We start from the raw sequence: 24,454 nt of genomic DNA on the forward strand, positions 1-24,454 counted from the left end.
ATTCCGTTTTCACATCATCCTCCCGGATACTTCGGTTCCAGCTTCACATGAAGGACGTGCACGCCGTTTTCACTGCTTTCCTTCTGTTCAACTACATATCCTTCGCCATCGACGCGTACCTTCCATCCGAGAAGCGAAGTAATTTCCATCACTTCACGCAGCGATTTGTCCTTAAAGTCCGGAAGTAGCAGCTTCTCAGGGTCATCCGTAAGCAAATATATGCGCTGTCTGACAGCCATCGGATCACCCGGCTTTGGATATTGGCGTTTCACTGTATCTCCTGGGCCAATCGTATCGAATACCATACCTTGTTCTGCAAGCTGCTGCTTGGCATCGCGCACCTTCATGTTTTGCATATCGGGTGCCGGTACGGTCGGCCGCGAGCCGAGCTTGTTACCACTAGACTTCGGATTCGACTGCAAAGAGGAGGGTACCCCCATGTAACGCAAGGATTGGGATACAATATCCTTAAACATATAAGGAGCGACGAAACCGCCGCCTTGGTAAAAATCTTTCGGATCATCGACCACGACGAGCAGAACGATCCGCGGATCTTCTACGGGTGCGAAGCCGATAAACGATACGACCGCGCGGTCTTGATTATAACCCCCGTTAATAACCTTGATTGCGGTACCTGTCTTGCCTGCGACGCGATATCCTTCGATATAGGCATGTCTACCTGTACCGATCTCTTGATCGGCAACCACCTGCTCTAAATATTCACTTACTTGTTTGGCTACATTTTGATCGATAACCTCGCGCACGATTTCCGGCTTGCGCTCCGACACCTCACCGCTAACGGTATCTTCGATTTTACGAATAAGATGCGGCTTCATTAGATTACCGCCATTCGCCACTGCCGATACGGCCATAACCTGCTGGATCGGCGTCACCAGCACCTGCCCGTGGCCGTATGAAGCAGCGGCCACATCTGCCGCATATTCAAAGCGAATCAGTCCGCTGTTCTCACCAAGCATTTCAATCTCAGTCTTCTTGCCGAAGCCGAATTTCTCGATGTACGATTTCAATTTCTCTTCCTTCAATTTCTCGTAGCCTAGCTTGACAAATGCCACGTTGCTGGATCGCTTCAAACCCTCTAAATAAGTGATCGTTCCCCATGTCTGATTCACGTCGCCAATGGGTACTCCGCCGGCTATGATTTTGCCAGACACGAACTTTTCATCCGGATTGAAGATGCCCTCCTGTACGGCTGCCGACAGCGTCACGATTTTGAACGTCGACCCAGGCTCATAACGCGATTGGACTGCATGGTTATAAAAAGCGGATAGGTCCTTGGCTTTCCAATATGAATTCGGATCAAAATCCGGCATATTGGCCAGTCCCAGGATGTCGCCCGTTTTCGGATCGGCCGCGATGACTGTCATGCTTTTGGGCGTATATTTGTTATACACCTCGCGCATCGAATTCACGATATATTGCTGGATCGTGCTATCTATCGTCAAGTAGATGTTGCTGCCGTCCCGGGAAGGCTGAAATACTTCCGATGCTGTGGGAAGCTTATTTCCTAAACGATCTTTCTCATATTGTAGGAAACCGACAGTGCCTCGAAGCTGTTCATCGTACATTTTCTCAATCCCGCCGATGGGATTGTTCTGCTTATCCATATATCCAAGAACGTGTGAGGCCAGCGCATTCTTCGCATAGAACCGCTTGACCTCGGGCAGCAGGTAAAGTCCGACGTCGCGCAATTTCGTCATATCTTTTAATTCCTCGATAAATTCACGCAATTTCTTGGCTGTTTCGTCGTCCAACTTCCATCCTTCATTGCGCACCTCGACCTGAGGATAATATTCGTCTTTGCCGTCCTTTGTTCTCATTTTTCGTGTAAGCTCAAAGAGTTCATTCTCAGGCTTTTTCAGTACGGTATGCAACTTGTCTACGATGATGCGCTCCATATCAATCCGTTTCTCGATCAGATCCCCCTTCTTGCGGAGCTCCTGAATCACCTTGGGGCTTATCGCCACGGTATAAGTAGGGGCATCCATGGCCAATACGTCGCCATTCTGATCATAGATCGTTCCCCTGATAGGAGTCAGCTCCTTCCTCACGGACCACGAATCTCTCGCTTGCTCCATCCAGAACGATTGATTGATAACCTGATACCAGAACAGCCGAACGAAAATGACCCCGAAAAAGATTGTAAAGATGGCTCCAATCAATAATGTGCGCACCTTTATTCGCTTGATCACCTTATCCCTCTTTCTAAAAGTAATTGCCATGATTATATAAACGTGGTACGTTTGCGAGTTAGCAAGCGCAGCTCGGGCTTTCTATCAAATTAGATGCTTCAAAACAGAAAACAGTTTCATTTTCTTTATGAAATTGTGCGCTGTGATGAAATATATTGGGTTAATGCTCACTGATACGCTATTATCTTGTATAGCATCAATTTCGCTATTAAACTTACAAAAGCAGGTGTTTACCATGTCTGAGGTAGTAATCGATCCGAAAATATGTCCCTTGTGCGGCAATGAGAACCACTGCGCATACCAGGCAGGCCGCCCCCATCAGGAATGCTGGTGTATGACTCTATCTGTGCCGCAAGTGCTGTTAGAGAAAATCCCATCAGAATTTCGCAGGAAAGCATGTGTCTGCGAGCAATGTGTCCGTGCATTTCTCCAATCAACGCAAATGAATGAATGAGTGACATCAACCTTACGAGTAAAATTTGAACAAAAATGCATACTACTCATGTCTGGAACACAGTGGAACGCACGATGTTGCCTTCCCATCATTGATAGGGTCTGGAGGTAGTATGCTATGGATTTCTCATTCATTGGGGAAGCAGTCATTGTTCTCAGCTTTGGCTATTGTCTGCTGCGCGTTCTCGGTAAAAAAACGGTCGGAGAAATGACTGGCGTTGAGATCATTACGCTGCTTGCGATGGCCTCCATGATTGGACATGCTGTCAAAGGGGACGGTCTATTGCGAACATTGATAACCTTATGCATCTTTGTCAGTCTTCTCCTCATCATTCAATTCCTTGCCATTAAGTTCAATTGGGTCGAGAAGTGGTTCATTGGAAGAGCAACAATCGTAATTGAAAATGGACTAATTGTTGAAAAGAGTCTCAAAAAGCTGCGGCTAACCGTCGATCAGCTAGAAGCAAAATTAAGAACAAAGGGAATTACATCGTTGTCGGAAGTGAAAACAGCGACTATCGAGATGAGCGGTCATATCGGTTACGAGTTAGCACGACATGCTAAGCCAGTGACGATCGGAGAATTGGAGAGGCTCATGAAAGCATGGAACATGCCTGTTCCGAAGCAGACCCACAAAGAAGAGAATTTATTCGACGAAGTTAAGCAGGATGGTCACCGGAAAAAGATTGCCCCCCATTTGGAATGAAGCCATGCCAACAGGATTTACGCTATGTGCAGACAACTATGTAGTGTACTCTCATACGACTGATGTAGATAACAAAAGGCCGGCCCATTGGGTCGACCTTTTACAATTTGTTTATTCGCTGATTGATGTTGTTTTACCTTCAGTATGGTCTGCTTTTGCTGCAGCTTTGTTTCTCCTTCTCTTGCGAATAATCAAAAAGATAACCAAGATTGGAACAGCAATGAGGAAGATATACAGCGAGACGTGCTTAACCATTCCTTCTGCAGATCTCCCATACAAATAAAACAGCAGACCTACTGCATAGAACTTAACTGCTCTTCCAATTGCTGCATATCCGATAAGTCTCCATAGCGGGAAATTCATGCAGCCGGATAGAATCGTAAATACTTTGAACGGAATTGGAGTAAAAGAGCCGATAAGAATCGTAGCTTCTCCATTTTTCTTAAACATTTGATTGGCGCCGTCAATCCATGATTTTTTAAGAATTTTCTCCAAGACGGAGTGGCCTAACAGCTTGCCGATCATGTAGCCTACTGGAGTACCGAGCAGACATGCAATATATCCTGCTGTTGCTAGCCATAAGGCATTGGATGGATCCAGTAAGCTTAATGGCACCTGCAAGAAGAAGGCTGGTACAGGAAAAATAACTGCATCTGCGAAAGAGTGGATGACTAGCCCCCATATCCCGTAGTCCATTAGAAAATCAATGATGTTTTGAAACATAATCTACCCCTATCCGGAAAAATTCTTTCTATAAGTTGATTGGTAAATCTCATTTTACCTTATTTCGTGTTGCGAATGATTACACTTTGGTAATGTAGACAATTGCTGTTTGGAAGCAACTCTAAAGAAATATACTCATTCACGTTCTCAGGTATAGACGATTCTTTGTTGCCGCATCCCTTCACACGAAATGGTGGAATATGCTACCAATACAATATTCGTTTCATTGGCCGATGCGCTAGGTAATATCCCCTGCTGTTGTTAGTACGGGGCTAAAGTCCTATCGTTTCAGGTAAAATAAGCATACTGATTTTTCATGCAACTTGACAATGTTATTTTTATTCCAACCATCAGTTGAATCTCGCCTTCCTCTCATTCCAAAGGTTTGCAATGACAATTATCCTACTACGTTTATATGTCTTTTTCTATTTTAACATGTCACTCAAGAATTTTGGCAGAAAATGACGAAGACCGCTCCATGGGCGCAAGCGGTCTTGCAATTGTGTTTATAGATAATAATCGCTTGAAAAATGTCATTGATGCCGATTCCAAAGGGGCAAAACAAAGTGTGATGTTCATTACGCATTGTTATTGTTTCTGATATTGTTCGAAATAGTGAACCAAATTTTCCTGGGCTGTGTTTATATCACAGAAGCTGGCACAAAGGGATCCCAATCGATAGCGTCCGGTCTTCACAAAAAAATAAAACTTGCATAAATGAGAGGAGTAATATTCACATGAAATACGTAAAGAAGGCAGCCGTTGTCGCAACGGGTATCGCGTTGTTGTTTGGCACCGCAAATATGACGGAGGCATTTGCAAACCAAACAAACTCCGCACAGGAGTTGGAATCGAAAACGCCGGTGGTTGGTAAGGAAGCTGTTGAAGCGGCAAAAGCTGAACTCTCCCAGAAAGTAAATGGGGAGATTGGAAAGAATACAGGGGATACGTACCTCTTGTACGTAAGTGACCCAAGTCTCAATGGCGGATCTGCATTCTTGTATTATCTGGATATGTTCAAATTCACAAATTATGATGATTATTTAAACCAGGCAGGCAAACTGCAGGGTCCTGTGCTTCAAAAGCCGGTAGGTCTGCCTGAAGGTTATAAATTTGAGAATGGAAACATCCAACCCCCGATTGCAAAGCATCATAAGGAGTTTCAACGAGAAGTGAAAGCGGAAGCGGAAGCTCAAGGAAAAGGCGTCTATTACAAAAAATTCGACTGGAACGAAATGGGCGAAATCAATCTTACATTCGTAAACGGAAAAGACAATTTAGAAATGCAAGTAGCGCACAGTCTTGGCAGAAAAACGGCAAACAACGGATACCGGTACATTAAATCAACTGAAGTCGATGCCGAACAAGGCAAGAAGATCCCTGGCTTGGTTCGAAACAAGCTGATATGGTCAGATCAGGATCATATTTATAGCATCACAACCAATCCGGGCAACCCGCTCACCAAAGAAGATTTGATAAAGTTTGCTGAAACGGCTGTAAAGAAATAAGAAGGATTGTCCTAGCCTGGTGACGTAAGCAGGTATACAAGCAGGCGACCCAAGGAATAAATGCAGACAAACTTAACTCGGGTTCAGAAGAACGCCGGCCAGATCACATCATGGATCTGGCTGGCTTTTTTCGCATCCAATTGAAATGCATTGACTGCGTATATGTTATATGACACTACCCTAGCGCAGTTATATCTATATCGATAAATAGGTTCCTGTACAAGACGCTTCAGAGCTAACGATTTGCTCCGGTGTACCTGCCGCTATAACCTGACCTCCAGAGTTGCCTCCGCCTGGCCCCATATCAATGACCCAATCTGATGCCGCAATCAGATCGGTATTATGTTCGACCAAGATTACGGTATTTCCGGCATCTACAAGCTTATCCAATAATACATACAGCTTGTGTACATCGAGCGGATGCAAGCCTGAAGACGGTTCGTCCAACAGATACAGGGTGTGACCGTTAGCAGGTGCACTCAGTTCCCTAGCAAGCTTTAAGCGCTGCCCTTCCCCACCGGAAAGCGTTGTTGCAGATTGTCCCCATTGGAGATAGCCAATACCAACATCACACAACAGCTTAAGCAGCTTCGCCATTTTTGGGTGGCCCTTAAATAGTGATAAACTCTCTTCAATACTGAGCTCTAAGATGTCAGCTATGGTGTAGTCTTCATACGTAACGGCCAGGACTTCCGGAATAAACCGCTTGCCATGACAAGCTGGACATTGCACACGCAGATGCGGGAGGAAGTGCATATCGACTTCAACGATTCCGAGTCCTTCGCACTGCTCACATCTTCCGCCCGGTGAATTGAAGGAAAAATATTTCTCGTTCAAGCCACGTGCCTTCGCTGCTGGAAGTGAGGCGAACACCTTGCGAAGCAAGGTATACAGGTCTGTATAAGTTGCCACACTCGAGCGCTGCATTCGTGATATGGGAGATTGATCTACAGTAATGATGCTGTTAACTTTATTCAGCCCTGTGACTTCCCGGCAGCCTTCAACTCGGCCTCCAGTGCCGCTGGCATTTGCCAACAGATCGAATACGAGTGTCGACTTGCCAGAACCTGAGGCTCCAGATACCGAGATCAGACTGCCTAATGGGAATGACACGGATACCTGCTTCAAGTTATGAAGGGTTGCCTCATGAATGGAGATGACATCCCCATTGCCTTGTCGGCATTTGGATTGAAGACGTGATTGTGCTCTAACATAATGTCCGGTCACGGATGAAGTCTGTTCCATAAGTCGCTTAAGCGTACCTTGCCCAACAATCTCTCCTCCGAACCGACCTGCCCCCGGTCCGATATCAATAATGTGATCCGCCTGCTGCATTACACGTGTATCATGCTCTATCATCAGCACGGTATTGCCCATATCGCGCAATTCCTTCATGACCTCAATCAGACCATCTGTATCCTTCGGATGAAGGCCTGTTGTCGGCTCATCAAGGACATACAACACACCAGTTAACCCAGAGCCAAGGATCGATGCTAGCCGTAATCGCTGCGCTTCTCCTCCTGATAATGTGATCATCTGTCTGTCGAGCGATAAGTAGCCAAGTCCTACAAGAATGACGCGCTTTATTTTACCAAGGAGTTCTTCGAGTACGGCAAGAAGGATCATATCGCCTTCCATACGAGACTTCGCATGAACGGCAAGCAACCAATCATTCAGCTCTTCTAACGAGCATCTCGCTAAGCTAGGCAGGGTACGGCCTTCGACGGTAACTGATCTGCTCTCGTACTTCAGACGATCTCCTCTGCAATCGGGACATGATTGAGTCGTAAAATAAGCCGCCTCGCTTGACTGCCCATCCCGCTCCTTGTACTTCTGCCACATTGCAGTTAGTACACCTTTAAATCGGCCTTTGCCAACTGTTTTGGGCGGATCAATATTCGGGAAGTGACATGCAAATGCTTCGCTCTCCACCCCATGCTTCAATAATTCCCATTGTACAGGGCTAAAACTGTGCAGCGGCCCACTCATATCCAAGCCATAATGCTTCCCTGCCGCCTCAATAATGTTGGCTTGATAATCAGTTAGGGATTCGTACCAGAAGGTGACGGCGCCTTCACGAATCGTTTTCTCCTTGTTGAAAACAGCCTCAACTTGAATATCGACTATGCTCCCTAAACCACTGCACGTGGGACACGCACCGCTTGGTGTATTGAAAGAGAAATCCGCCTTCGTCAGTGGTGTATGTGGCTGTGAGCATGCTGGGCACTTTATTGACTCACCCGCAACGTCTACGGGAGAAGGAGTTATGCTCTCTCCACAGAACTTACATGTCCTAACTCCCTTTTTCTCATAAACTGTCCGCAAATACGTGTACATATCCGTAATCGTCCCAACAGTTGATCGAGGATTGCGGTTCGTCACATGCTGTCCAATCGAGATTGACGGTGCAAGTCCAGTAATCGAATCGACATTAGGCTTGGCAATGGATTCGGCTGATATCCCACTAGACTCCACATACTGACGCTGACATTCCCGCTGCAGAATGTCCATAGCAAGTGTTGATTTACCCGAGCCGGAAGGACCCGTAACCACGATAAGCTGATGCTTTGGAATGTCTAATGTCACATTTTTTAAATTATTTTCTCTAGCGCCTTGAATACGAATAACGTCTTTCATGCAGCACCCTCCATCGTTCTAAAGTGACGGTGAAATTCGAGTTACATGATCCACTTTACAACATTCATGCAAGTGCTAGAGTTTTATAAAAAAATGTGTTGATAGACACAGACTTATCGTGCAAAACTTTAGCACGGTGCTTTAAGGTTTTACTGGAAGATTTGATTTTATGGGAAACGATCTGATACATTGAGGTCATTACTAGCTGAGGAGGAAAAACATGCAGTATTACAAACCTGTGGATATCGCAAGGGTACTTCATATCAGTACGAGTGCTCTTCGGCATTATGAATCATGGGGAGTGGTTCCTGCACCGGATCGGGATGCGAATGGATACAGGTTGTACACCGACGTACATCTTGCTTATTTTCGATGTCTTCGTGCGATGTTCCCTGGCTTTGGGGTGGGGCTAACTTGTACAGTTCTCAAACATATGCAGAAAGAAGAGGTGGACGAAGCCTTCTGGCTTGTCAATGAGGAACAGGCTAACTTGCATCAGGAGAAGGTTGTGGCAGATCAATTATTAACGGTATTGGAGCAAATTGACCTCCCGACTATTGGGAATAAGACCTTCAAGAGCCCAATGACCATCGGCGAAGCTGCTGAATATACAGGGGTTGCCGCGTCCGCCATCCGGCATTGGGAGAAGGAAGGGTTAATCATCCCGGAACGCAATCCCGAGAACGGGTATCGGATGTTCAACGCGCTGCATATCCGCAAAATATTGCTGCTTCGCACCTTGCGCAGTACGTTATATTTTCTCAAAAGCATGAAAGAAATTGTAGATGCTCTTGACCATCACAGCATCGAGCAGGCCAAAAAAGTGACGGAAAATGCTATCCGCAGCCTCCATGATCGAAATCGCCAGCAATTCCGAGGAGTACATGAACTTGTTAAACTGTGCAAGGTGCTGCAGCTGATGTAAGTAATCGCAAAGTGACTGCAACTAAGTTGTCGCTTCTTCTGCATTCGTGTATACGTTACTGTACCTTCTTCACCATATGTTCATAATCTTCCCCTGCAATTGTTATGATCTTGCCATCTGCTGTATACCCTTGTGCTTCATACAATTGCTTCGCTCGCGTGTTCGCAACGTTCACTAACAGCGAGGCGATGCTGAACCCGAATTGAGCTGCTTCTAATTCGAACGCCTTCATGAGCTTCGTTCCGATCCCTAATCCACGCTGAGAAGAATCTACAGCCAATGAATCCAAGTAGTACTCTTCCCCTTCTGTTTCTTTGATAAGTTGAACAGGATTGCCTTGAAGAGTAGATAAACGTTCCTCCAATGGGCGATCCAATTCGACCAGCTTGTACCCCGCATAAGCCAATGCATAGCCGACAGGTACATCTTCTTGCAACCAGACCATACTGTTCTTCCAGCTCAAGCGATTGTCGGACTGCTTATAGAATTGCTCGAGTATGCGCATCGTCTCATCTCTGTTCGTAGTTCCAGATAGTTCATAGGCGATGGTGCCGATCGCCTCCATCATCAATGGGATAATGTACTTGCTGTCTTCTGGTGTAGCTTTGCGAATCATGAATGATACCTCCTGAAGAGTAATGACAGCTGATCATCCTCTAGTATTGCCCTCCTGAGGGATGAGAGTCATCCGTAATAGCCGTCATCTATTATTGTACACATGTCCAATGATGAATGGTCAATGATAAATAAGTTGTAACTATTTACATAATTGGTCAGGAACAAATATCACCACTGTCAACCTGTTTGCGTAAATATTTCTTTCCTCGAAACAGTCTGGATTTCACCGTATTGATTTCAAGGGATAAGACATTCGATATTTCTGCAAGCGAATATTCCGATAAGTAACGCAGCCGGAACACATCTCGATATGCATCAGGCATTTCATTCACGATGTTAATTACGTTGTGTTGAACTTCTTGTTCTAGAATTTGCTGTTCAGGTCCTTGAGTCTGATCCTGCAGGGTTTCGATTAATGCTTGTTCTTGATTGTCGTAGGCAATGTTCTCCGTAAAATGTACGGCAGGTTTACGACTACGCTGCCGTATGAGATCAATGCATAGATTTTTTACAATAAGCTTCATCCAGCTGCATATTTTGCAAGAGAAGTTGTACCGATGCAAATTTCGGAATATGCGAATATACGCCTCTTGTACAACATCCTCTGCGTCTTGTTGATTGCGGACATATCGATAAGCGTGCTGAACTAGCAAGCTACGATATTCGATATATAATTTCGTATATACGCGTTCATCTCCGGCGAGTACGAGTTGTTGAATCTGATCTATGCTGGTGTTCATTGTTCCTCCAAATATCCTTACCCCAACGCGCAAACGCAATATGTGTATACTTGCTTGGGTACGTTATCGTGCTCTATCGAACATACAATAACATAAACTTATGAAGATAATATGAAGTTCAGATGAAAAATAAATGATATTCCCCAAATCATTGTTACAAATTGTTGCTTTTCATGCTTGTTAGTGAATACCTGTACGCCTGCACGAAAAAAAGCTGCGTTACACTCCAATCCGTTGAAGTGTAACGCAGCTTCATTCATTTGCATATCATTTCATTATTCGATGTAGTCCTTCAAGCGTTTGCTGCGGCTCGGATGTCTTAACTTACGCAAAGCCTTCGCCTCGATTTGGCGAATCCGCTCACGCGTAACACCAAATACTTGGCCTACTTCTTCCAATGTCCGAGTACGACCATCATCGAGTCCGAAGCGCAAGCGAAGTACATTCTCTTCACGTTCAGTGAGCGTATCAAGGACGTCACCTAGCTGTGTCTTCAAGGACTCATAAGCTGCTGATTCTACTGGAGATTGGGCGTCCTGATCCTCGATGAAGTCGCCAAGCTTGGTATCGTGCTCTTCCCCGATTGGTGTTTCCAGTGAGATTGGATCTTGAGAGATCTTCATAATCTCGCGAACCTTCTCTACACTCAATTCCATTTCCTTAGCAATCTCTTCTACCTCAGGCTCTCTGCCAAGCTCCTGCACCAGCTGTCTGGAGACACGAACAAGCTTATTGATCGTTTCAATCATATGAACAGGAATACGGATCGTTCTTGCCTGGTCAGCGATTGCGCGTGTAATTGCTTGTCGAATCCACCATGTGGCATAAGTACTGAATTTAAAGCCTTTTGTATAATCAAATTTATCTACAGCTTTAATCAGACCCATGTTGCCCTCTTGAATAAGATCTAAGAGTGACATGCCTCGCCCGGCATACCGTCTTGCAATGCTCACGACCAAGCGAAGGTTAGCTTCTGTAAGCATTTTCTTCGCTTCTTCATCGCCTTCTGCAATACGTTTAGCCAAATCTACTTCTTCTTCGGTGCTTAGAAGACCAACCCGGCCAATTCCCTTTAGATACATCCGCACAGAGTCATCTATCTTGACTCCTGGAGGTAGTAAATTAATATCTGCATCTGAATGAGTTTGCTCATTGTGTTCTTCGTTAGTCAAACTGTCGCCCCCCTAAAAGTATGCGTACGGATTCGAGCCGTTTTTTTCCGGTATGTGAGTGAATTACTCATAATTGACAAAGAAAAAAGTCTATGATATGATTTATTTTAATTGCATATAAAAATTAAGAGCACACACTATAGTAACATATACCTAGTAATTTTTCAATACTAATATTTGTATGTTGATCATACAATGAACCCCCCGGCATTCATGCCGGGGGGTTTTATGTTTCTCGTCTGTGAATTTTGCTGCAAAGTGCTATTGATGAAGCTTTACGTTAATACGTGTCCGCCATCTACATGGATAACGGTACCGGTCACGAATGAATTCGTGAGTAGATACATTACGCTCTGCGCAGCATCTTCTGGAGTTCCTACACGCTGTACGGGAAGACGGCTTGCGATCGATTCGTACAATTGCTGGCGTGCTTCTTCCGTCATCTTGCTTCGAGAAGGTGTATCCATGATTCCTGGTGATACAACGTTTACCCGGATTGGCGCAAGTTCCAACGCTAACGTCTTCCCCATATTGGATACAGCAGCATTGGCCGCGCCGAGAATAGATGAACCGATCATCGATTTATAGGCAACAACGCCGGAAAATAACACGATTGAGCCATTAGGAGACAGCTTTGGAGCGCCGTATTTGACTGCATAATATTGTCCCCAGAATTTATTCTCGAACAATTGTCTTGCCTGACTCGTATCCGTCTTCAGAAACGGGCCGCCAGACGTCTCTGCCGCACTTACGACAAGATGGTCAAATGATCCAACATTCTGAAAGAATTGCTCTACCTCATGTTCAATCGTGAGGTCAAGCTGTTGAACCGATGCTTTCATTCCAAGCTGTTCCTTGGCTTGCTGCAGCTTGTTCTCGGAACGGCTTGCTATGACTACTTCAGCTCCATGAGCAATCGCTTGCTTAGCAGATTCAAGTCCGATGCCGGAGCTGCCACCGATAAATACAACCTTCTTATTCTGCAACATATTCATCTGTGAATACCTCCATTAAGTGCTGCTCAAGATTGGCAATATAGTGATCAATGTTCGTGTTCTTAACTACATCGTAACAAGAGAAACTTGTTAGAGGCTTCATACCGAGAAACTTGTGTATGCGATGAAGGTGACTTAGCACATTGTCCAAGCCTTCCCCTTCAAAAAATTGATCATTACTCTCAAATGTAGAGGATGGAGCGTTCCAAGTCGTGGAGAGCATGTATTTCTTGTCTGTCAGCAATCCACCTTCACCATATTGATCGGAACCAGTGAAGAATGTACCGTATGCATACACCTCATCCATATAGGTTTTGAGCAGACCTGGTACACTGAACCAATAGATTGGTGTCTGATAAATGACAACATCGGCCCAGTAAAATTTCTTCTGTTCTTCCTCGATGTTATAACCATTTTGGATAACTGTTGTATTGACATTGTGGTGTGGACGTAACACACGAACCATGTTTTCCATTAAGGTGTTGTTCAGTTTCCCTTCAGAAGAACGGTATTGTTGATGACCGTTAATAATCAGAATATTTTTCATCGGATTCAGCTCCTTGAGTGTGAAGTATTGGCTGCAAGAACAGTATAATACTCAATAATTCCTTTAAGGAAGTACTGATATTTAATTCACCTTATTTCCGTTAGGGAAGTATTGTGTTATGATGGGACGTAACATCTAAAAATTGTTGAGGAGGATCGATCATGCTTCATCCATCTGAACCTGTAACATTGACAAAAGGAACCCCTGGTCAAACCTGCCCTATCGCGAAAACGCTTGATATAATTGGTACGAAATGGACGTTTTTGATTATTCGTGACTTGTTGATCGAGGGAACAATGCGGTTTAGCGATTTATTGAAAGCAATGGATGGAATAAGTCCGAAGACACTCTCGCTTCGATTGAAGGAACTGGAGCAGCACGACATTGTGATGAGAAAAGTATACCCTGAGGTTCCTCCCCGCGTAGAGTATTCGCTAACAGAGAGAGGCAAACTACTGGAAGGGACATTCATTGAGCTGAAGAGATTCGGATTACAGTTATGAATGTAAATGAAGCCGGAGCAAGCACTGACTGCCTGACTCCGGCTATTGATGCGGAACTTCATTCGCGTTTGTTCACTTCAACGTGAGCTTCTTCTTCCATTTCCGTTCTTCACCAGCATCGTTGCGGAATACGAAGGTGACCTCACCATTCTCCCCCTTTAACTGTTCGTCATAGATAAATCCTGAAAATTGTCCATTTCCGCTAATATAGAAGCCATCCTCCCCATTTCCACCGTGTTCGATAGCTTGCTTTGTCGTATTGATAATGTCTGTCTTCTCTGATTTCCAACTCATCTCGGCTAGTGCATATCCTTTTGGGAGCTGCTCCACTTGAAAATAAAAATGATGCTCGGATTGGCCTGGATACGTCGTCTGGTCGACGACAACCAGTATTGGAGTTTCCTGCTTAACCTTCTCCTTCGCTGCAGGCGTTGGTTGAGCGTTCTTGCCTGAGTCTGCTGTTCCTGTTGTTCCGCATGCGCTCAGCAGCATGAACAATATAAGACTAATAAGAAGCCATTGCGATTTATTCGTGTACATTGTTGTCACCCACTTCACCTATTGATTGATCTACTGTGAAATAGAACGATACGCCATCTTTCGTGTTCTCTACCCCATACGTGCTTCCGTGCAGTTCAAGAATATGCCTGCAGATCGCCAGCCCTAAGCCTGTTCCGCCAGATTTGCGATCCCTTGAGCACTCACCTCGGTAAAATTGCTCCCATACCCGTTGAAGCTGAATCCAATCATTTGAAACGCAATCGAGATACGTGCCTAGACATCATTATTCCGAGAGACATACATTGTCTTGACTATAGAATTATGACAATCGGAGCAGGCAAAATAATAATGAACTTCCATCCACGTATTTACTTATGTAGAACGACCATTGTTTTTGTCTATTGACGTTATGACGCGTTTCTGAGTTGTGTTCGCATAGGAGGTTATCGATACATGATGTCCAGTGAGGAACGTCTTTGTCGAAAGTTCGCAATGATCATTGGTGGCCAACCAGGATTTGCAGGTGGTAAATGCGTAGCTACGATATCTCGTCAGCAGATTCGGGCATTTATTTTAGGAAAGAAATTCGGCGTAACCTCTTCATTTTCATTTGAATCCCTAAATAAGAGAACACGCAGAGCTTTATGTCTAGGCAGAGTAGCCTTATTACAAAAAGAAACGAACCGCTTCCTATCCGCTATTCGCGAGCAAGGTATCCTCGTATCGTCTGTACACAGTGAATGGCTGTTTGAACGTCCACGCTTAGTCTATGTCAATATTGAGGCTATTGAGAAACCATTGATCTTCGCAAGAAAGATCAGAAAAGCGTTGAATCTCAGCAGCAAGCAGACTAGACTTGCACCAGCTAAGTAATGCAATTCCTTGTTGTAGGACGAGAGCCCAGTCCGCATGCTCATGGACTGGGCTCTCATAGGAGTACCTAACCTCGCGTATCTAAATTCTTGTGTATGGATGTCCAATTGTTCAGAATGTCCCGAAACACCTTCTGGACGATAAGCAGCTCATCTTCGTTATAGGGATCTAGAATATCCAGAAATCGTTGTTCCAGTTCATGATGCACATCCTCATGCAGTACATTCAATTTCCTTCCCTTGGGATTTAAGCGGAAATAGACCTCTTTCTTGTTATCGCTTAGTTGGGTTCTTCGTATGATGTCCATAGATAAGAGCTTGGAGCATATTCGAGATACTGTCGCTTTAGATGTTCGTAATCGTTCCGCGAGCGCCGTCACATTAATAGGTTCATGCTCCCCAATACTGGATATAACGTGAAGTTCTGTGATATTCAGCTGCAGTTCCTCGTCGAATTCATCTCCTAGCTTTCTCATTTCATGAGCGATATGCTTCTGAATCAAATCCTCGTGCTGTTCCTGTTGATGAATAAGCTCAACAAATATGTTGTATATTGCGTGCTTGCCATAAGCTGAAGTTACCTGATCCATGCCCTTCCTCCAACTCGATCTAATGATTCTATTATACTCGATCAATCATCTGTAGAATAGCGACGTGCATGCAATAGATCTGACTGGCAAGCTACGCTAGTTTTATGGTTCCGTCATTGGCATTCATCCTTTGTTGCAGCTTGGCAGCTCAAGGGCATCATGTTCAATAAAAAAGAGAGGGTATCCCCCCCTCTCTCAGACTCGACAAAGTCCTGTCAAAAGTCTGACGCGACCCCTTAAGGGATCGCGTCTCAATCAATTAACGCTATAAATACTTTATCTCATTCACCATCTAGATAAGACGGAGCATCGCCTTCATATCTTCCTGCGCATCCCCGATAAGCTTCAGGCCGAACAGATCGGTCAGAACGTTCATCACGCCTTCCGAGATGAATTCCGGCGGCTTCGGCCCGATGCGAATATCACGGATGCCCAGACTGAACAAGCCAAGCAAAATCGCAACCGCCTTCTGCTCGAACCACGAGAGCACGATCGACACCGGCAGTTCATTGACACTACAGCCGAAGGCGTCTGCAAGCGCAGCTGCGATCTTGACCGTAGAGCCGGAATTATTGCACTGCCCCAGATCGATATAACGCGGAATGCCTGTATCCGCCACCGTACCGTAATCGACATCATTAAACCGGAATTTTCCGCACGAGGTCGTCAAAATAACAGTATCGTTCGGTAGTGATGTCGCGAGCTCCCGATAATACTCGCCGCCCTTGCCTGGCGCATCGCAGCCCGCGATGACGAAGAAGCGCTTGATTTTGCCATCCTTAACGGCCTGAATAATTTCCGGCGCCAGCCCTAGCACCGTCTCGTGGTGATACCCCGTTGTCAATGTCTGCTCGCTCTCCACATCCGCCGCGGGCAGCACTAGCGCACGCGCAATCAGCGGCGAGAAATCGTCGTTCACGATCTTGGTCACACCTTCGAGTCCGGCCACGTCATAGGAGAAGAACCGATCGGCGTAGGTCCCCTTAATAGGCATTACACAGTTCGTCGTCGCAAGGATGGCGCCAGGATATTGCTCAAACAGACGGCGCTGGTCGTACCAGGCTTTGCCGATATTGCCTTTCAAGTGCGGATATTTCTTCAATGCCGGGTAACCATGCGCCGGAAGCATCTCGGAATGAGTGTAAATGTTGATGCCCTTGCCATCCGTCTGCTTCAACAATTCCTCCAGTGCATACAAGTTATGCCCTGTCACGACGATAGACTTGCCCTCTATCTTGTTCTGCGGGACGGTAACCGGAACCGGAACGCCGAAATGCTCCGTATAGGCCCGATCCAGCACATCCATAATACGGATCGCCGCGCCCCCTACCTTCATCGCCATGTCCAGATGCTCCTGTAAGTTGAAATTCGAGTTAGTCAACGTCATATAAAGCGCTTCATGCGTAATCGCGTCAACCTCTTCATCGACATAACCCAACTGCCGCGCATGCGTCGCATACGCCGCGATGCCTTTCAACGCAAACACGATCGTATCTTGTAGACTAGCAATCGTCTCGTCCTTGCCGCACACTCCGACAACCATGCAGCCGCCCGACGGCGTCTGCTCGCATTGATGACAGAACATTGCGCTTCCCCCTGTCAAAATGATTTTCTATTTTCAACATACTACATAGGGAAGCACCCCCGAGTGCGTACGATCACATCAAATATTTCAAAATCATGAATATCGCGTCAATTTCACAATCTCGCCTCATGTCACAAAAAACAGCGCGTCCATAACGGATCACGCTGCCCATATGCGATAAGTGGGTATCCCTCTCTTTTATTGCTTGCGCTATTACAAATGTGAGCCTCCGCTCGCGTCAATCAATTGTCCAGTTACCCAACGACTATCTTCTGAAGCTAGAAATGCGGCTATATCAGCTACATCTTCCGGTTCTCCCCATCTGTTGAAGGCCGACAGTCCAGCCGCATACCTCTGTCCTTCGGACTGGCTTAACGTGCCGGCGTTCATCTCTGTGTTAATGATCCCTGGCAGAATGGCGTTCACCGTAATTTGGCGTTTCCCAAGTTGCTTAGCGAGAGCGGATGTTAGTGTGTTGATCGCCCCCTTCGTCATGCTGTACGTAAAGACGACTGGCGACGCCGCTCGGGTGACAAAGGATGAAATATTAATGATGCGTCCGCCATCATTTAATCGCGGCAGCGCTTGTTGAATGACGAAAAAAGGCCCTTTGACATTGATGCTCATTACTTCATCGAACGATTCTTCCGTTGCCTCTTCCAGGCTCAATATTTGGCCGATTCCAGCGTTATTCACCAGAATATCGAAGCGATTATTCCCTGTATGCTTCTGCAGAGTGTCGTCTAGAGACCTATATAAATCATGAATCCCGCTCAATTGACTGATATCTGCGCCTATCTTAAAAGCCAAGCCACCCTGTTGTTGAATATGCCGTACCACTTCCTCAGCAAGTTCTTCTCTTCTCCCGAAATGCACCGCAACGAAGGCTCCTTCACGCGCAAGGCGCAGTGCAATGGCACGTCCGATTCCTCGACTAGCGCCGGTTACTACGGCGACTTTACCTTGTAAGCTGTTCATAGTTCATCTCCTTATGTATAGGGTCAACTATGTTATAGCACAAGGCATATTTTGAAATGTTGCTCTTACATATATTCTGACCTAATGTCCGCTCATTCTTTATTTTCTTTGTACAAGACAGCTTTGACTGCGAAGCGCGGCAGAATCAATTGTCTCTTCCATCTCGACGGCTGATTAAGCAGCCGATGCAGCCATTCCAGATTCAGCTTCTGCCACACAGCAGGGGCTCTCTTGACCTTCCCTGCAACGATATCCAGACTTCCCCCGACGCCAATTGCTACGCGGGAATGGAGCTGATGCTTGTATTTATGTATCCACCGTTCAGCGTAAGGTGCTCCGAGTGCCACGATTAATACATCCGGCTTCACGGCAGCAATATCGTTGACTATCTTGGCTTCGTCCTCTGAATGGAAGAATCCATGATGCCTTCCTACAATATGCACATGAGGATAAGACTCCTGGATAACCTCAGCGGCTCTCTTACTCACAGCTTCTTCTGCACCAAGCAAGTAGAAAGACCACTTTCGCTGATTCCCTTCGTTTAAGAGATTGAATAATAAGTCACAGCCCGTCACCCGTTCAGGAAGCGGATTGCCCTTCAAGCGAGATACCATGACGATGCCGATACCGTCAGCTGTGAGCAGCCCGGCATCGTCAATGATTGCTCGCAGGTTCTTATCCTGTTGGCAGGCCATCGTAATCTCAGGATTTAGCGTCACTACATGGAACAATTGCTGAATCTCCATGCCCTCAGTATGAATGACATCGCTAATGATATGCACAGTCTCTGTCATCGTTATTTTAGGGACAGGTATTCCCATAATTCGAGTTTCATTCGACACAAAGATGCCTCCTTGTCCAAGTATATCCATATAGTAGCACAACTTCTGCACGGAATGCCGCACCATATGGAATATGATGGTATGATCCAGTCTTTTTGCATGGCATCAACTTTTTTCAATTGCCCCTATTTATCTGACTTCGTGAAAAAAGGTTTCTATAGACCCACTCGATTTTCATCTGCTATGGTTGACTATGTTGGCAAGAATAAGTTGATGATAATGGTAAGGGTGATGATCTTGAACGGACAAAAGGTTGCATTTTTATCAGTTCTTAGCAATACAACTGTTGTGATATTAAAGCTGGTCGTAGGAATTCTGACGGGATCGATTGCCGTTATTTCAGAGGCGATCCATTCTTCCTTGGACTTGGCAGCGTCTGTAATTGCGTTTTTCTCCGTACGCATATCGAATCGTTCAGCGGATCGCAATCATCCCTATGGACATGGTAAGGTTGAAAATATTTCCGGTACGATCGAAACACTGCTCATCTTCGTTGCAGGCATTTGGATTATATATGAGTGTGTTCATAAGTTATTGCGGCCAGCAGAAATTGAGATGCCGTATCTTGGAATCGCGGTTATGTTTATTGGTGCCGGGATTAACTTGGTCGTTGCGAGGAAGGTTGGCAAGACAGCAGATGAGCTGCATTCTGTGGCGATGAAATCAAACGCACTGCATTTGCTTACTGACGTGTATACGTCACTTGGCGTAGGTGTAAGCTTGCTGCTCGTAACGCTGACAGGGTGGACAATTTTAGATCCGATTATTGGGATCTTTCTTGCGGTGTACATTATGAAGGAAGCATTCACGCTTATGAAGGAATCATTTCCTCCCCTGATTGATGCTAGGTTGTCCGAAGAGGAAGAGCAGCAGCTTCAGCAGCTGATACTCTTGCACAAAGATAAGTATATTGAGTTTCACGATTTTCGTACGAGACGCTCCGGCCCTATTGAATACGTGGACTTTCATCTCGTGGTACCTTCTGGAATGGATATCGCAACCGCGCATCATCTGTGTGATGAAATCGAGCATACGATTCAGGGCAGTTTCGAGCGGGCAGAAGTACTGATTCATATTGAGCCTGAGCATGAACGGAGAGATAGACTTGCTCAGCAATAAATAGATAGACAGGGCAGATCCCTTTCCCGGGATTGCCCTGTTTTTGTTTCATGCTTCTTGGCGTATATCGCAACCATCCGGATACATAATTAATGGTTCTCCCAACAGCTGGTCGACGGTTTGTTCTTGCATCGTGAAGAGGAGCAAAAAAGCGCTATTTGTACTGGAATGAACCATGTTGTCTAATCTGATAAAATATTCATTAACGCTCAGCGCGTCAGCAACAAAACTCATACTGTCAGTTAAAAATAAAAGTGTCTTTATTCCATGCGCCTTTGCGAATTGTCATACCACCAGACTCCATAAAATAAGTTATAGACTGACCTGAAAAATAGGAACAGCGACAGCTAAGGACGAGAAAATAAAGTCCTAGACTGTCGCCGTTCCATTGAACAGACGTGCCCCGTTAGAATGACAAATTTATGCTGGTTTTACCTCGTTTTAATGCGAGATAGTCGCTGGCTGCGCTGGTCAGTTAGCCAGTGCAGGGTTGTTGCCTGATTCCGCCTCCTCAAAATACTTCGAGTGACCGAGCAGCCGTTAGGCTGCGATGCGTGAAATGGTGTTATGCGATGGTCTGTTCTTCCTGAATCAACTACCAAGGCTCTATTCTTAAATCATTCCATTGCGCCTTCCATCGACTTACTTTCTTATCATAAATCTCTTTAGTAATTTGCCGCTTATTTGGTCTTACAACTTTATTAAACAAATCATCCAATCCGTAAGGTGCATATACATCCCATTTATCGGAAGTTATTCTTATTCCTAAAGACGTAGCTGTGGTTGGCCATGTATCGATTGCTTCTTCCACTGACTGATAGGGCTTAATCTCATATCCAAACCGACTCTTGTACCATAAATGAACTCTAGCTTCATTCTTTACATCGATCTTAAATGGATAATTAGGAAACATCCTTTCTAGCTGTGATTTTACTTGATCTTCATTCTCTTCAGATAAATCACAATCATCAAAATAGACCAAATCCACATCCTTAATTCCATGCTCGAGGGGCAAATCACTTAAATAATTCCATGTTGTCTGAGTAATACATCCCGCGCCAACATAGTAATTATTTATCTTCAGTTCTTGAACTCTATCAAGTAATTCATATATAGCTTTATGTTTTCGTACGATTTGAGCTAGTTTTTCTACTTGATGATTTAATACATGAATTTGAATCACATCTTTCTTAATGGTCTTTGGCTTGTTTGCTCTAACAGACTTTTGTATACCGTCTTATTCACGAACTTCGTAAATAATTCCTTATGTAGGGTATTCGCGAAAACTTTGGACTATCCTGCTGGTATAGCTTAATGAAGCAACGTCAGTCTAATACTTTATTTTCACAGTCTACAACTTTATTTGCCTAGTCTAACACTTAATTTTTCAGTCTAGAACTCTATTTTCTTTTGACATCTGTATCCAATGAAGTTAAAACACAGCCGGCCCCAAAAAGCCGGCTGTTCCATTTGCAATCCACACACAAAGCCTAAATATTCCGTTCCTCATACTCAAAGGGTTCTTCACATGAGTAAATGTCATGGAAAAAGCCCTTATATGGGATATCGTCTTCCAAACATTTTATGATATACGACATTACCTCGTCACTCCTTGGCTCCTCACCGCTGTTCTGCATCGCCTCGAAGTAGTCGACGATATTTTCCATGTCACACACCTGAATAAATAAAGGTAACTGTTCCAACATCGAATCTTCGATCTTGGTCTCCGATCTGTATCCCTCGAGGACTATTCCAAAATAATCATCCATAAACTTTTTACGTTTAGCGGCATCTGGTTCAAATTGTACCCAGCCCACTCCGCTTATCCAGAGACCTGCCAGATCAAACATATACCAAGCGAAACATGAATTATCGAAATCATATACGGTTATTTGCCCGGTATCAAAATCTATCGAATAATTCCCATCGTTATAATCAAAATGATTCATACCGAAAGACTCACGGTTCGTATCCAATCCTTCTAAGGTATTAAGCAGCTCAACCAGCTTCTTCTTAACCAGAGAGAAGGAGTCGGGTATCAGTTGATTGATATACTCGGCATTGTATTTATCAAAAAAGCTATACCGACGATGGACAGGAGTATACCCTTTCGATATGTGGTGCAGTTTCCCCAGGACTTTACCGCAGTTATAAAAATATTCGGAAAGAGGTACTCCTTCCCGATATCGATAATTGTTTTCCACAAGCAATTTACCTTTGGCCTTCTTAAACAAGCAGATATAAAAGGTATGATTTTGATAAGTGATCTCTTCCAGCAGATTCCCCTTCCGGGAGCTGACTACATCCGAGACACTACCGCCATGCTCATATAAATACCTGATATACTCCAATTCGGCCAGAAAATCTTCCCGCTTCCTGTCAGGTAAGAAGGCAATTCGGAGAATCTTTGCATCGGTGCCCTCTTTCTCACAGGTATATACGACATTCCGCCCTCCGTCATGTGCCGGAATAAGCTGAATTTCATAGCCTTCCAATCCGAACAACTCCGATACTACTGGAAGTAAATAGGTATCGCCGATTGAAACAATATCGTTATGAGTCATGATATTTTCTTTAGTTTGCAATCTCTCTGTACACCATCCTTCAAAAAATCATTAATTTACAACTGGACCATTGATAACCACCTTGTTTAGCATTGACATTTCACTCCTTCCAGAATTATCTACTTCAAATTGTACCTAAATATCCCAATCAAAGTCTAGGGGATTTTCTATATCCGTATTTTGCAAAAAATCCAAGAAACAATTTTCCATCAACGACTTCTAAACTTTCGCTGTGTCCGTTGAAGATTCCAAGAATGTGGATCTTATTTCATAGATTCGTTTAAACAAACGCCCTTTGGAGCTGATGGCTGTCGCTTTCAGAAGCAAAGAGTGTTTTTTTAAATTTATAGATAAATAATTATATATAATACTTGACCTATTATTCATCCCCATTTACAATAAATATACCAACATAAACCAAAAAGGTGGTCTTTCCATGCTGCTGCGTCACAAAGCCTTCAGACAATTATTCGCCGGAAGAATCCTGAGCGTGTTTGCGGATTCCATACTCTTTTTTTCGTTGCTCAAATGGATTGAAATCAAATCGGGCGGAACAGAATCCTTTACGTTTTTCTATGTCGCATACTATCTCCCTATCGTTCTGCTAGCCCTGCCTGCCGGAGCCTGGATATCCGGAAAAACGCTGCAGCATGTGATGGCATGGTCAAATGTCGTTCGCATGATAGGTATGATCCTGTTCTTTTTCTTCTCAGACTTGATCCCAATGCCGTGGGTATATGTACTCCTGATCACCGAAAGCATTGTCGGTTTATTTTTCATGCCTGCCAATCAGTCTCTTCTCCCGCAAATCGTAAGCGAAAGAGAACGTCCATCGGCGAACAGTTGGCTGCAAATGGGCTATACAGTCGTCAAAAATATCAGGTCAAACTTTTACGGCCTTTATGCTCAAAAACGGGTTCCCGCCTGCTTCACTGCTGCTGTTCTCAGCCTTTCTTCTTCTCTGCTCGCTGATGTGCATTATGCTTATGAAGCCCAAGGTGAAACAAGAAATGCCTGAAGGGCAAGGACATTGGACTTTGATGAAAGAAGGTGTCCTTTATATTGCTCGCCACCGCCAGCTTGGAACGTTGTTTGTTTTTTTGACGCTTGCCATGTTCATTGCTTCCTCAGTAGATTTGATTTTGCTCTCCTTTTTAAGAGATGTGCTTGGTTCAGGCGTTGAAAATCTGAGTTTTATCGGGACAGCTTCCCTTTCCGGTATGATTGTGGGTGCGGCTCTCGTTCCAAAATGGTATAAAAAGATAGAGAGAAAATGGCTGATCGTCCCTCCACTTTTCACCTTCTGCATCAGCATCGGCTGCCTATATGTGATACAAAGTTGGCTGGTAATTTTGCCTCTCTTTTTCGTGCAGGGAATTGCTCTGGGGTGCTTTAATATTACATTTGTGACCTACGTGCAGGATATTGTGGAGAAGGAAAACTACACCCGCGTATTCAGTATGTATCATATGATTTCAAGCAGTGCGGCTCTGCCGGGAATTTCGATGACCGGAGTGTTGCTCTCGATATGTGGAGTTCCAACCACGATTCTCGTGATTAGCGGTCTTTTGCTTGTACTCGGGATTGCCGGAATTTTGGCTGTTCCATCCCTTGGTAAAGGAAACTCCGCAGAGCAAACGAACATTGAAACAGTGGCGGTTTAATT

Annotated in this window: 24 protein-coding genes and 1 pseudogene; 9 read left to right on the plus strand and 16 right to left on the minus strand. The window is 44.8% G+C overall.

Features of this window, described 5'->3' with window-relative positions; translation table 11 throughout:
- Positions 1-14: 14 nt before the first annotated feature.
- Positions 15-2,210 carry a penicillin-binding transpeptidase domain-containing protein gene (locus PBN151_RS14805; protein ID WP_072729589.1) on the minus strand — a complete coding sequence of 732 codons (2,196 nt, stop codon included), beginning with the start codon at positions 2,208-2,210 and terminating at the stop codon, positions 15-17.
- 235 nt (positions 2,211-2,445) lie between these two features.
- On the opposite strand from PBN151_RS14805, the gene PBN151_RS14810 reads away from it, so the two are divergent.
- Positions 2,446-2,664, plus strand: coding sequence for a cysteine-rich CWC family protein (locus PBN151_RS14810; protein ID WP_072729590.1), 219 nt, complete (start codon positions 2,446-2,448; stop codon positions 2,662-2,664).
- Between the two features lie 117 nt (positions 2,665-2,781).
- A complete protein-coding gene (locus tag PBN151_RS14815) occupies positions 2,782-3,369 on the plus strand; it encodes a DUF421 domain-containing protein (protein ID WP_072729591.1) in 588 nt (195 codons plus the stop codon).
- A gap of 111 nt (positions 3,370-3,480) precedes the next feature.
- On the opposite strand, the gene PBN151_RS14820 is transcribed toward PBN151_RS14815, so the two are convergent.
- A complete protein-coding gene (locus tag PBN151_RS14820) occupies positions 3,481-4,092 on the minus strand; it encodes a YqaA family protein (RefSeq protein ID WP_072729592.1) in 612 nt (203 codons plus the stop codon).
- A 737-nt stretch (positions 4,093-4,829) separates the two neighbouring features.
- On the opposite strand from PBN151_RS14820, the gene PBN151_RS14825 reads away from it, so the two are divergent.
- Positions 4,830-5,600: a hypothetical protein gene (locus tag PBN151_RS14825; RefSeq protein WP_083545142.1), complete on the plus strand. Its 771-nt coding sequence runs from the start codon at positions 4,830-4,832 to the stop codon at positions 5,598-5,600.
- Positions 5,601-5,795: 195 nt separating this feature from the next.
- On the opposite strand, the gene uvrA is transcribed toward PBN151_RS14825, so the two are convergent.
- Positions 5,796-8,237 (minus strand): excinuclease ABC subunit UvrA, encoded by a 2,442-nt coding sequence (gene uvrA, locus PBN151_RS14830; protein WP_072729593.1) that lies wholly within the window; start codon positions 8,235-8,237, stop codon positions 5,796-5,798.
- A 220-nt stretch (positions 8,238-8,457) separates the two neighbouring features.
- Here uvrA and PBN151_RS14835 point away from each other — a divergent pair, with 220 nt between their 5' ends.
- A complete protein-coding gene (locus PBN151_RS14835) occupies positions 8,458-9,162 on the plus strand; it encodes a MerR family DNA-binding transcriptional regulator (protein ID WP_072729594.1) in 705 nt (234 codons plus the stop codon).
- Positions 9,163-9,217: 55 nt separating this feature from the next.
- Here the strand turns inward: PBN151_RS14835 and PBN151_RS14840 are convergent, their stop codons facing one another.
- The 5 genes from PBN151_RS14840 to PBN151_RS14860 form a co-directional block, all read right to left on the minus strand.
- A complete protein-coding gene (locus PBN151_RS14840; protein WP_072729595.1) occupies positions 9,218-9,778 on the minus strand; it encodes a GNAT family N-acetyltransferase in 561 nt (186 codons plus the stop codon).
- Positions 9,779-9,935: 157 nt separating this feature from the next.
- Positions 9,936-10,520 (minus strand): RNA polymerase sigma factor, encoded by a 585-nt coding sequence (locus PBN151_RS14845; RefSeq protein ID WP_072729596.1) that lies wholly within the window; start codon positions 10,518-10,520, stop codon positions 9,936-9,938.
- Positions 10,521-10,795: 275 nt separating this feature from the next.
- Positions 10,796-11,692: an RNA polymerase sigma factor RpoD gene (gene rpoD, locus PBN151_RS14850; RefSeq protein ID WP_021262698.1), complete on the minus strand. Its 897-nt coding sequence runs from the start codon at positions 11,690-11,692 to the stop codon at positions 10,796-10,798.
- Between the two features lie 275 nt (positions 11,693-11,967).
- The gene (locus PBN151_RS14855; RefSeq protein ID WP_072729643.1) at positions 11,968-12,681 is read right to left on the minus strand and encodes an SDR family oxidoreductase; all 714 of its coding nucleotides are present in this window, start codon (positions 12,679-12,681) and stop codon (positions 11,968-11,970) included.
- Positions 12,668-13,234, minus strand: coding sequence for an NAD(P)H-dependent oxidoreductase (locus PBN151_RS14860; RefSeq protein ID WP_072729597.1), 567 nt, complete (start codon positions 13,232-13,234; stop codon positions 12,668-12,670). Before PBN151_RS14860 ends, PBN151_RS14855 begins: the two co-directional genes overlap by 14 nt.
- A gap of 161 nt (positions 13,235-13,395) precedes the next feature.
- Here PBN151_RS14860 and PBN151_RS14865 point away from each other — a divergent pair, with 161 nt between their 5' ends.
- Complete coding sequence (locus tag PBN151_RS14865; protein WP_021252394.1) at positions 13,396-13,737, plus strand: winged helix-turn-helix transcriptional regulator; 342 nt, start codon at positions 13,396-13,398, stop codon at positions 13,735-13,737.
- 72 nt (positions 13,738-13,809) lie between these two features.
- Here PBN151_RS14865 and PBN151_RS14870 read toward each other — a convergent pair whose 3' ends face one another.
- Both PBN151_RS14870 and PBN151_RS14875 read right to left on the minus strand, forming a co-directional pair.
- Positions 13,810-14,277: a hypothetical protein gene (locus PBN151_RS14870; RefSeq protein ID WP_072729598.1), complete on the minus strand. Its 468-nt coding sequence runs from the start codon at positions 14,275-14,277 to the stop codon at positions 13,810-13,812.
- Positions 14,264-14,473: pseudogene (locus PBN151_RS14875) on the minus strand (ATP-binding protein); the annotation flags it as partial. The gene PBN151_RS14870 and the pseudogene PBN151_RS14875, both read right to left, overlap by 14 nt.
- Before the next feature lie 218 nt (positions 14,474-14,691).
- Here PBN151_RS14875 and PBN151_RS14880 point away from each other — a divergent pair.
- A complete protein-coding gene (locus PBN151_RS14880) occupies positions 14,692-15,111 on the plus strand; it encodes a DUF1259 domain-containing protein (RefSeq protein ID WP_139295348.1) in 420 nt (139 codons plus the stop codon).
- Between the two features lie 67 nt (positions 15,112-15,178).
- On the opposite strand, the gene PBN151_RS14885 is transcribed toward PBN151_RS14880, so the two are convergent.
- The 4 genes from PBN151_RS14885 to PBN151_RS14900 form a co-directional block, all read right to left on the minus strand.
- The gene (locus PBN151_RS14885) at positions 15,179-15,700 is read right to left on the minus strand and encodes a MarR family transcriptional regulator (protein WP_072729599.1); all 522 of its coding nucleotides are present in this window, start codon (positions 15,698-15,700) and stop codon (positions 15,179-15,181) included.
- 292 nt (positions 15,701-15,992) lie between these two features.
- A complete protein-coding gene (hcp, locus tag PBN151_RS14890) occupies positions 15,993-17,285 on the minus strand; it encodes a hydroxylamine reductase (RefSeq protein WP_072729600.1) in 1,293 nt (430 codons plus the stop codon).
- A 213-nt stretch (positions 17,286-17,498) separates the two neighbouring features.
- Positions 17,499-18,263, minus strand: a complete 765-nt coding sequence (locus PBN151_RS14895) for an SDR family oxidoreductase (protein WP_021252399.1) — start codon at positions 18,261-18,263, stop codon at positions 17,499-17,501.
- Between the two features lie 92 nt (positions 18,264-18,355).
- Complete coding sequence (locus tag PBN151_RS14900; RefSeq protein WP_083545143.1) at positions 18,356-19,105, minus strand: WecB/TagA/CpsF family glycosyltransferase; 750 nt, start codon at positions 19,103-19,105, stop codon at positions 18,356-18,358.
- Between the two features lie 237 nt (positions 19,106-19,342).
- Between PBN151_RS14900 and PBN151_RS14905 the strand changes: the two genes are divergently transcribed.
- A complete protein-coding gene (locus PBN151_RS14905) occupies positions 19,343-20,224 on the plus strand; it encodes a cation diffusion facilitator family transporter (RefSeq protein WP_483311011.1) in 882 nt (293 codons plus the stop codon).
- 595 nt (positions 20,225-20,819) lie between these two features.
- Here PBN151_RS14905 and PBN151_RS14910 read toward each other — a convergent pair.
- Complete coding sequence (locus tag PBN151_RS14910; RefSeq protein WP_072729602.1) at positions 20,820-21,407, minus strand: nucleotidyltransferase family protein; 588 nt, start codon at positions 21,405-21,407, stop codon at positions 20,820-20,822.
- 307 nt (positions 21,408-21,714) lie between these two features.
- Positions 21,715-22,788, minus strand: coding sequence for a phosphotransferase enzyme family protein (locus tag PBN151_RS14915; RefSeq protein ID WP_175560719.1), 1,074 nt, complete (start codon positions 22,786-22,788; stop codon positions 21,715-21,717).
- A 436-nt stretch (positions 22,789-23,224) separates the two neighbouring features.
- On the opposite strand from PBN151_RS14915, the gene PBN151_RS30760 reads away from it, so the two are divergent.
- Both PBN151_RS30760 and PBN151_RS14925 read left to right on the plus strand, forming a co-directional pair.
- Entirely contained in the window at positions 23,225-23,806 is a 582-nt protein-coding gene (locus PBN151_RS30760) for an MFS transporter (protein WP_072729603.1), read from the plus strand.
- The gene (locus tag PBN151_RS14925) at positions 23,799-24,452 is read left to right on the plus strand and encodes an MFS transporter (RefSeq protein WP_072729604.1); all 654 of its coding nucleotides are present in this window, start codon (positions 23,799-23,801) and stop codon (positions 24,450-24,452) included. The genes PBN151_RS30760 and PBN151_RS14925 overlap by 8 nt, the downstream gene beginning before the upstream one ends.
- Positions 24,453-24,454 lie beyond the last annotated feature (2 nt).

This window comes from Paenibacillus sp. NAIST15-1 (assembly GCF_001894745.1).
Taxonomy (GTDB): Bacteria; Bacillota; Bacilli; order Paenibacillales; family Paenibacillaceae; genus Paenibacillus_B; species Paenibacillus_B suaedae.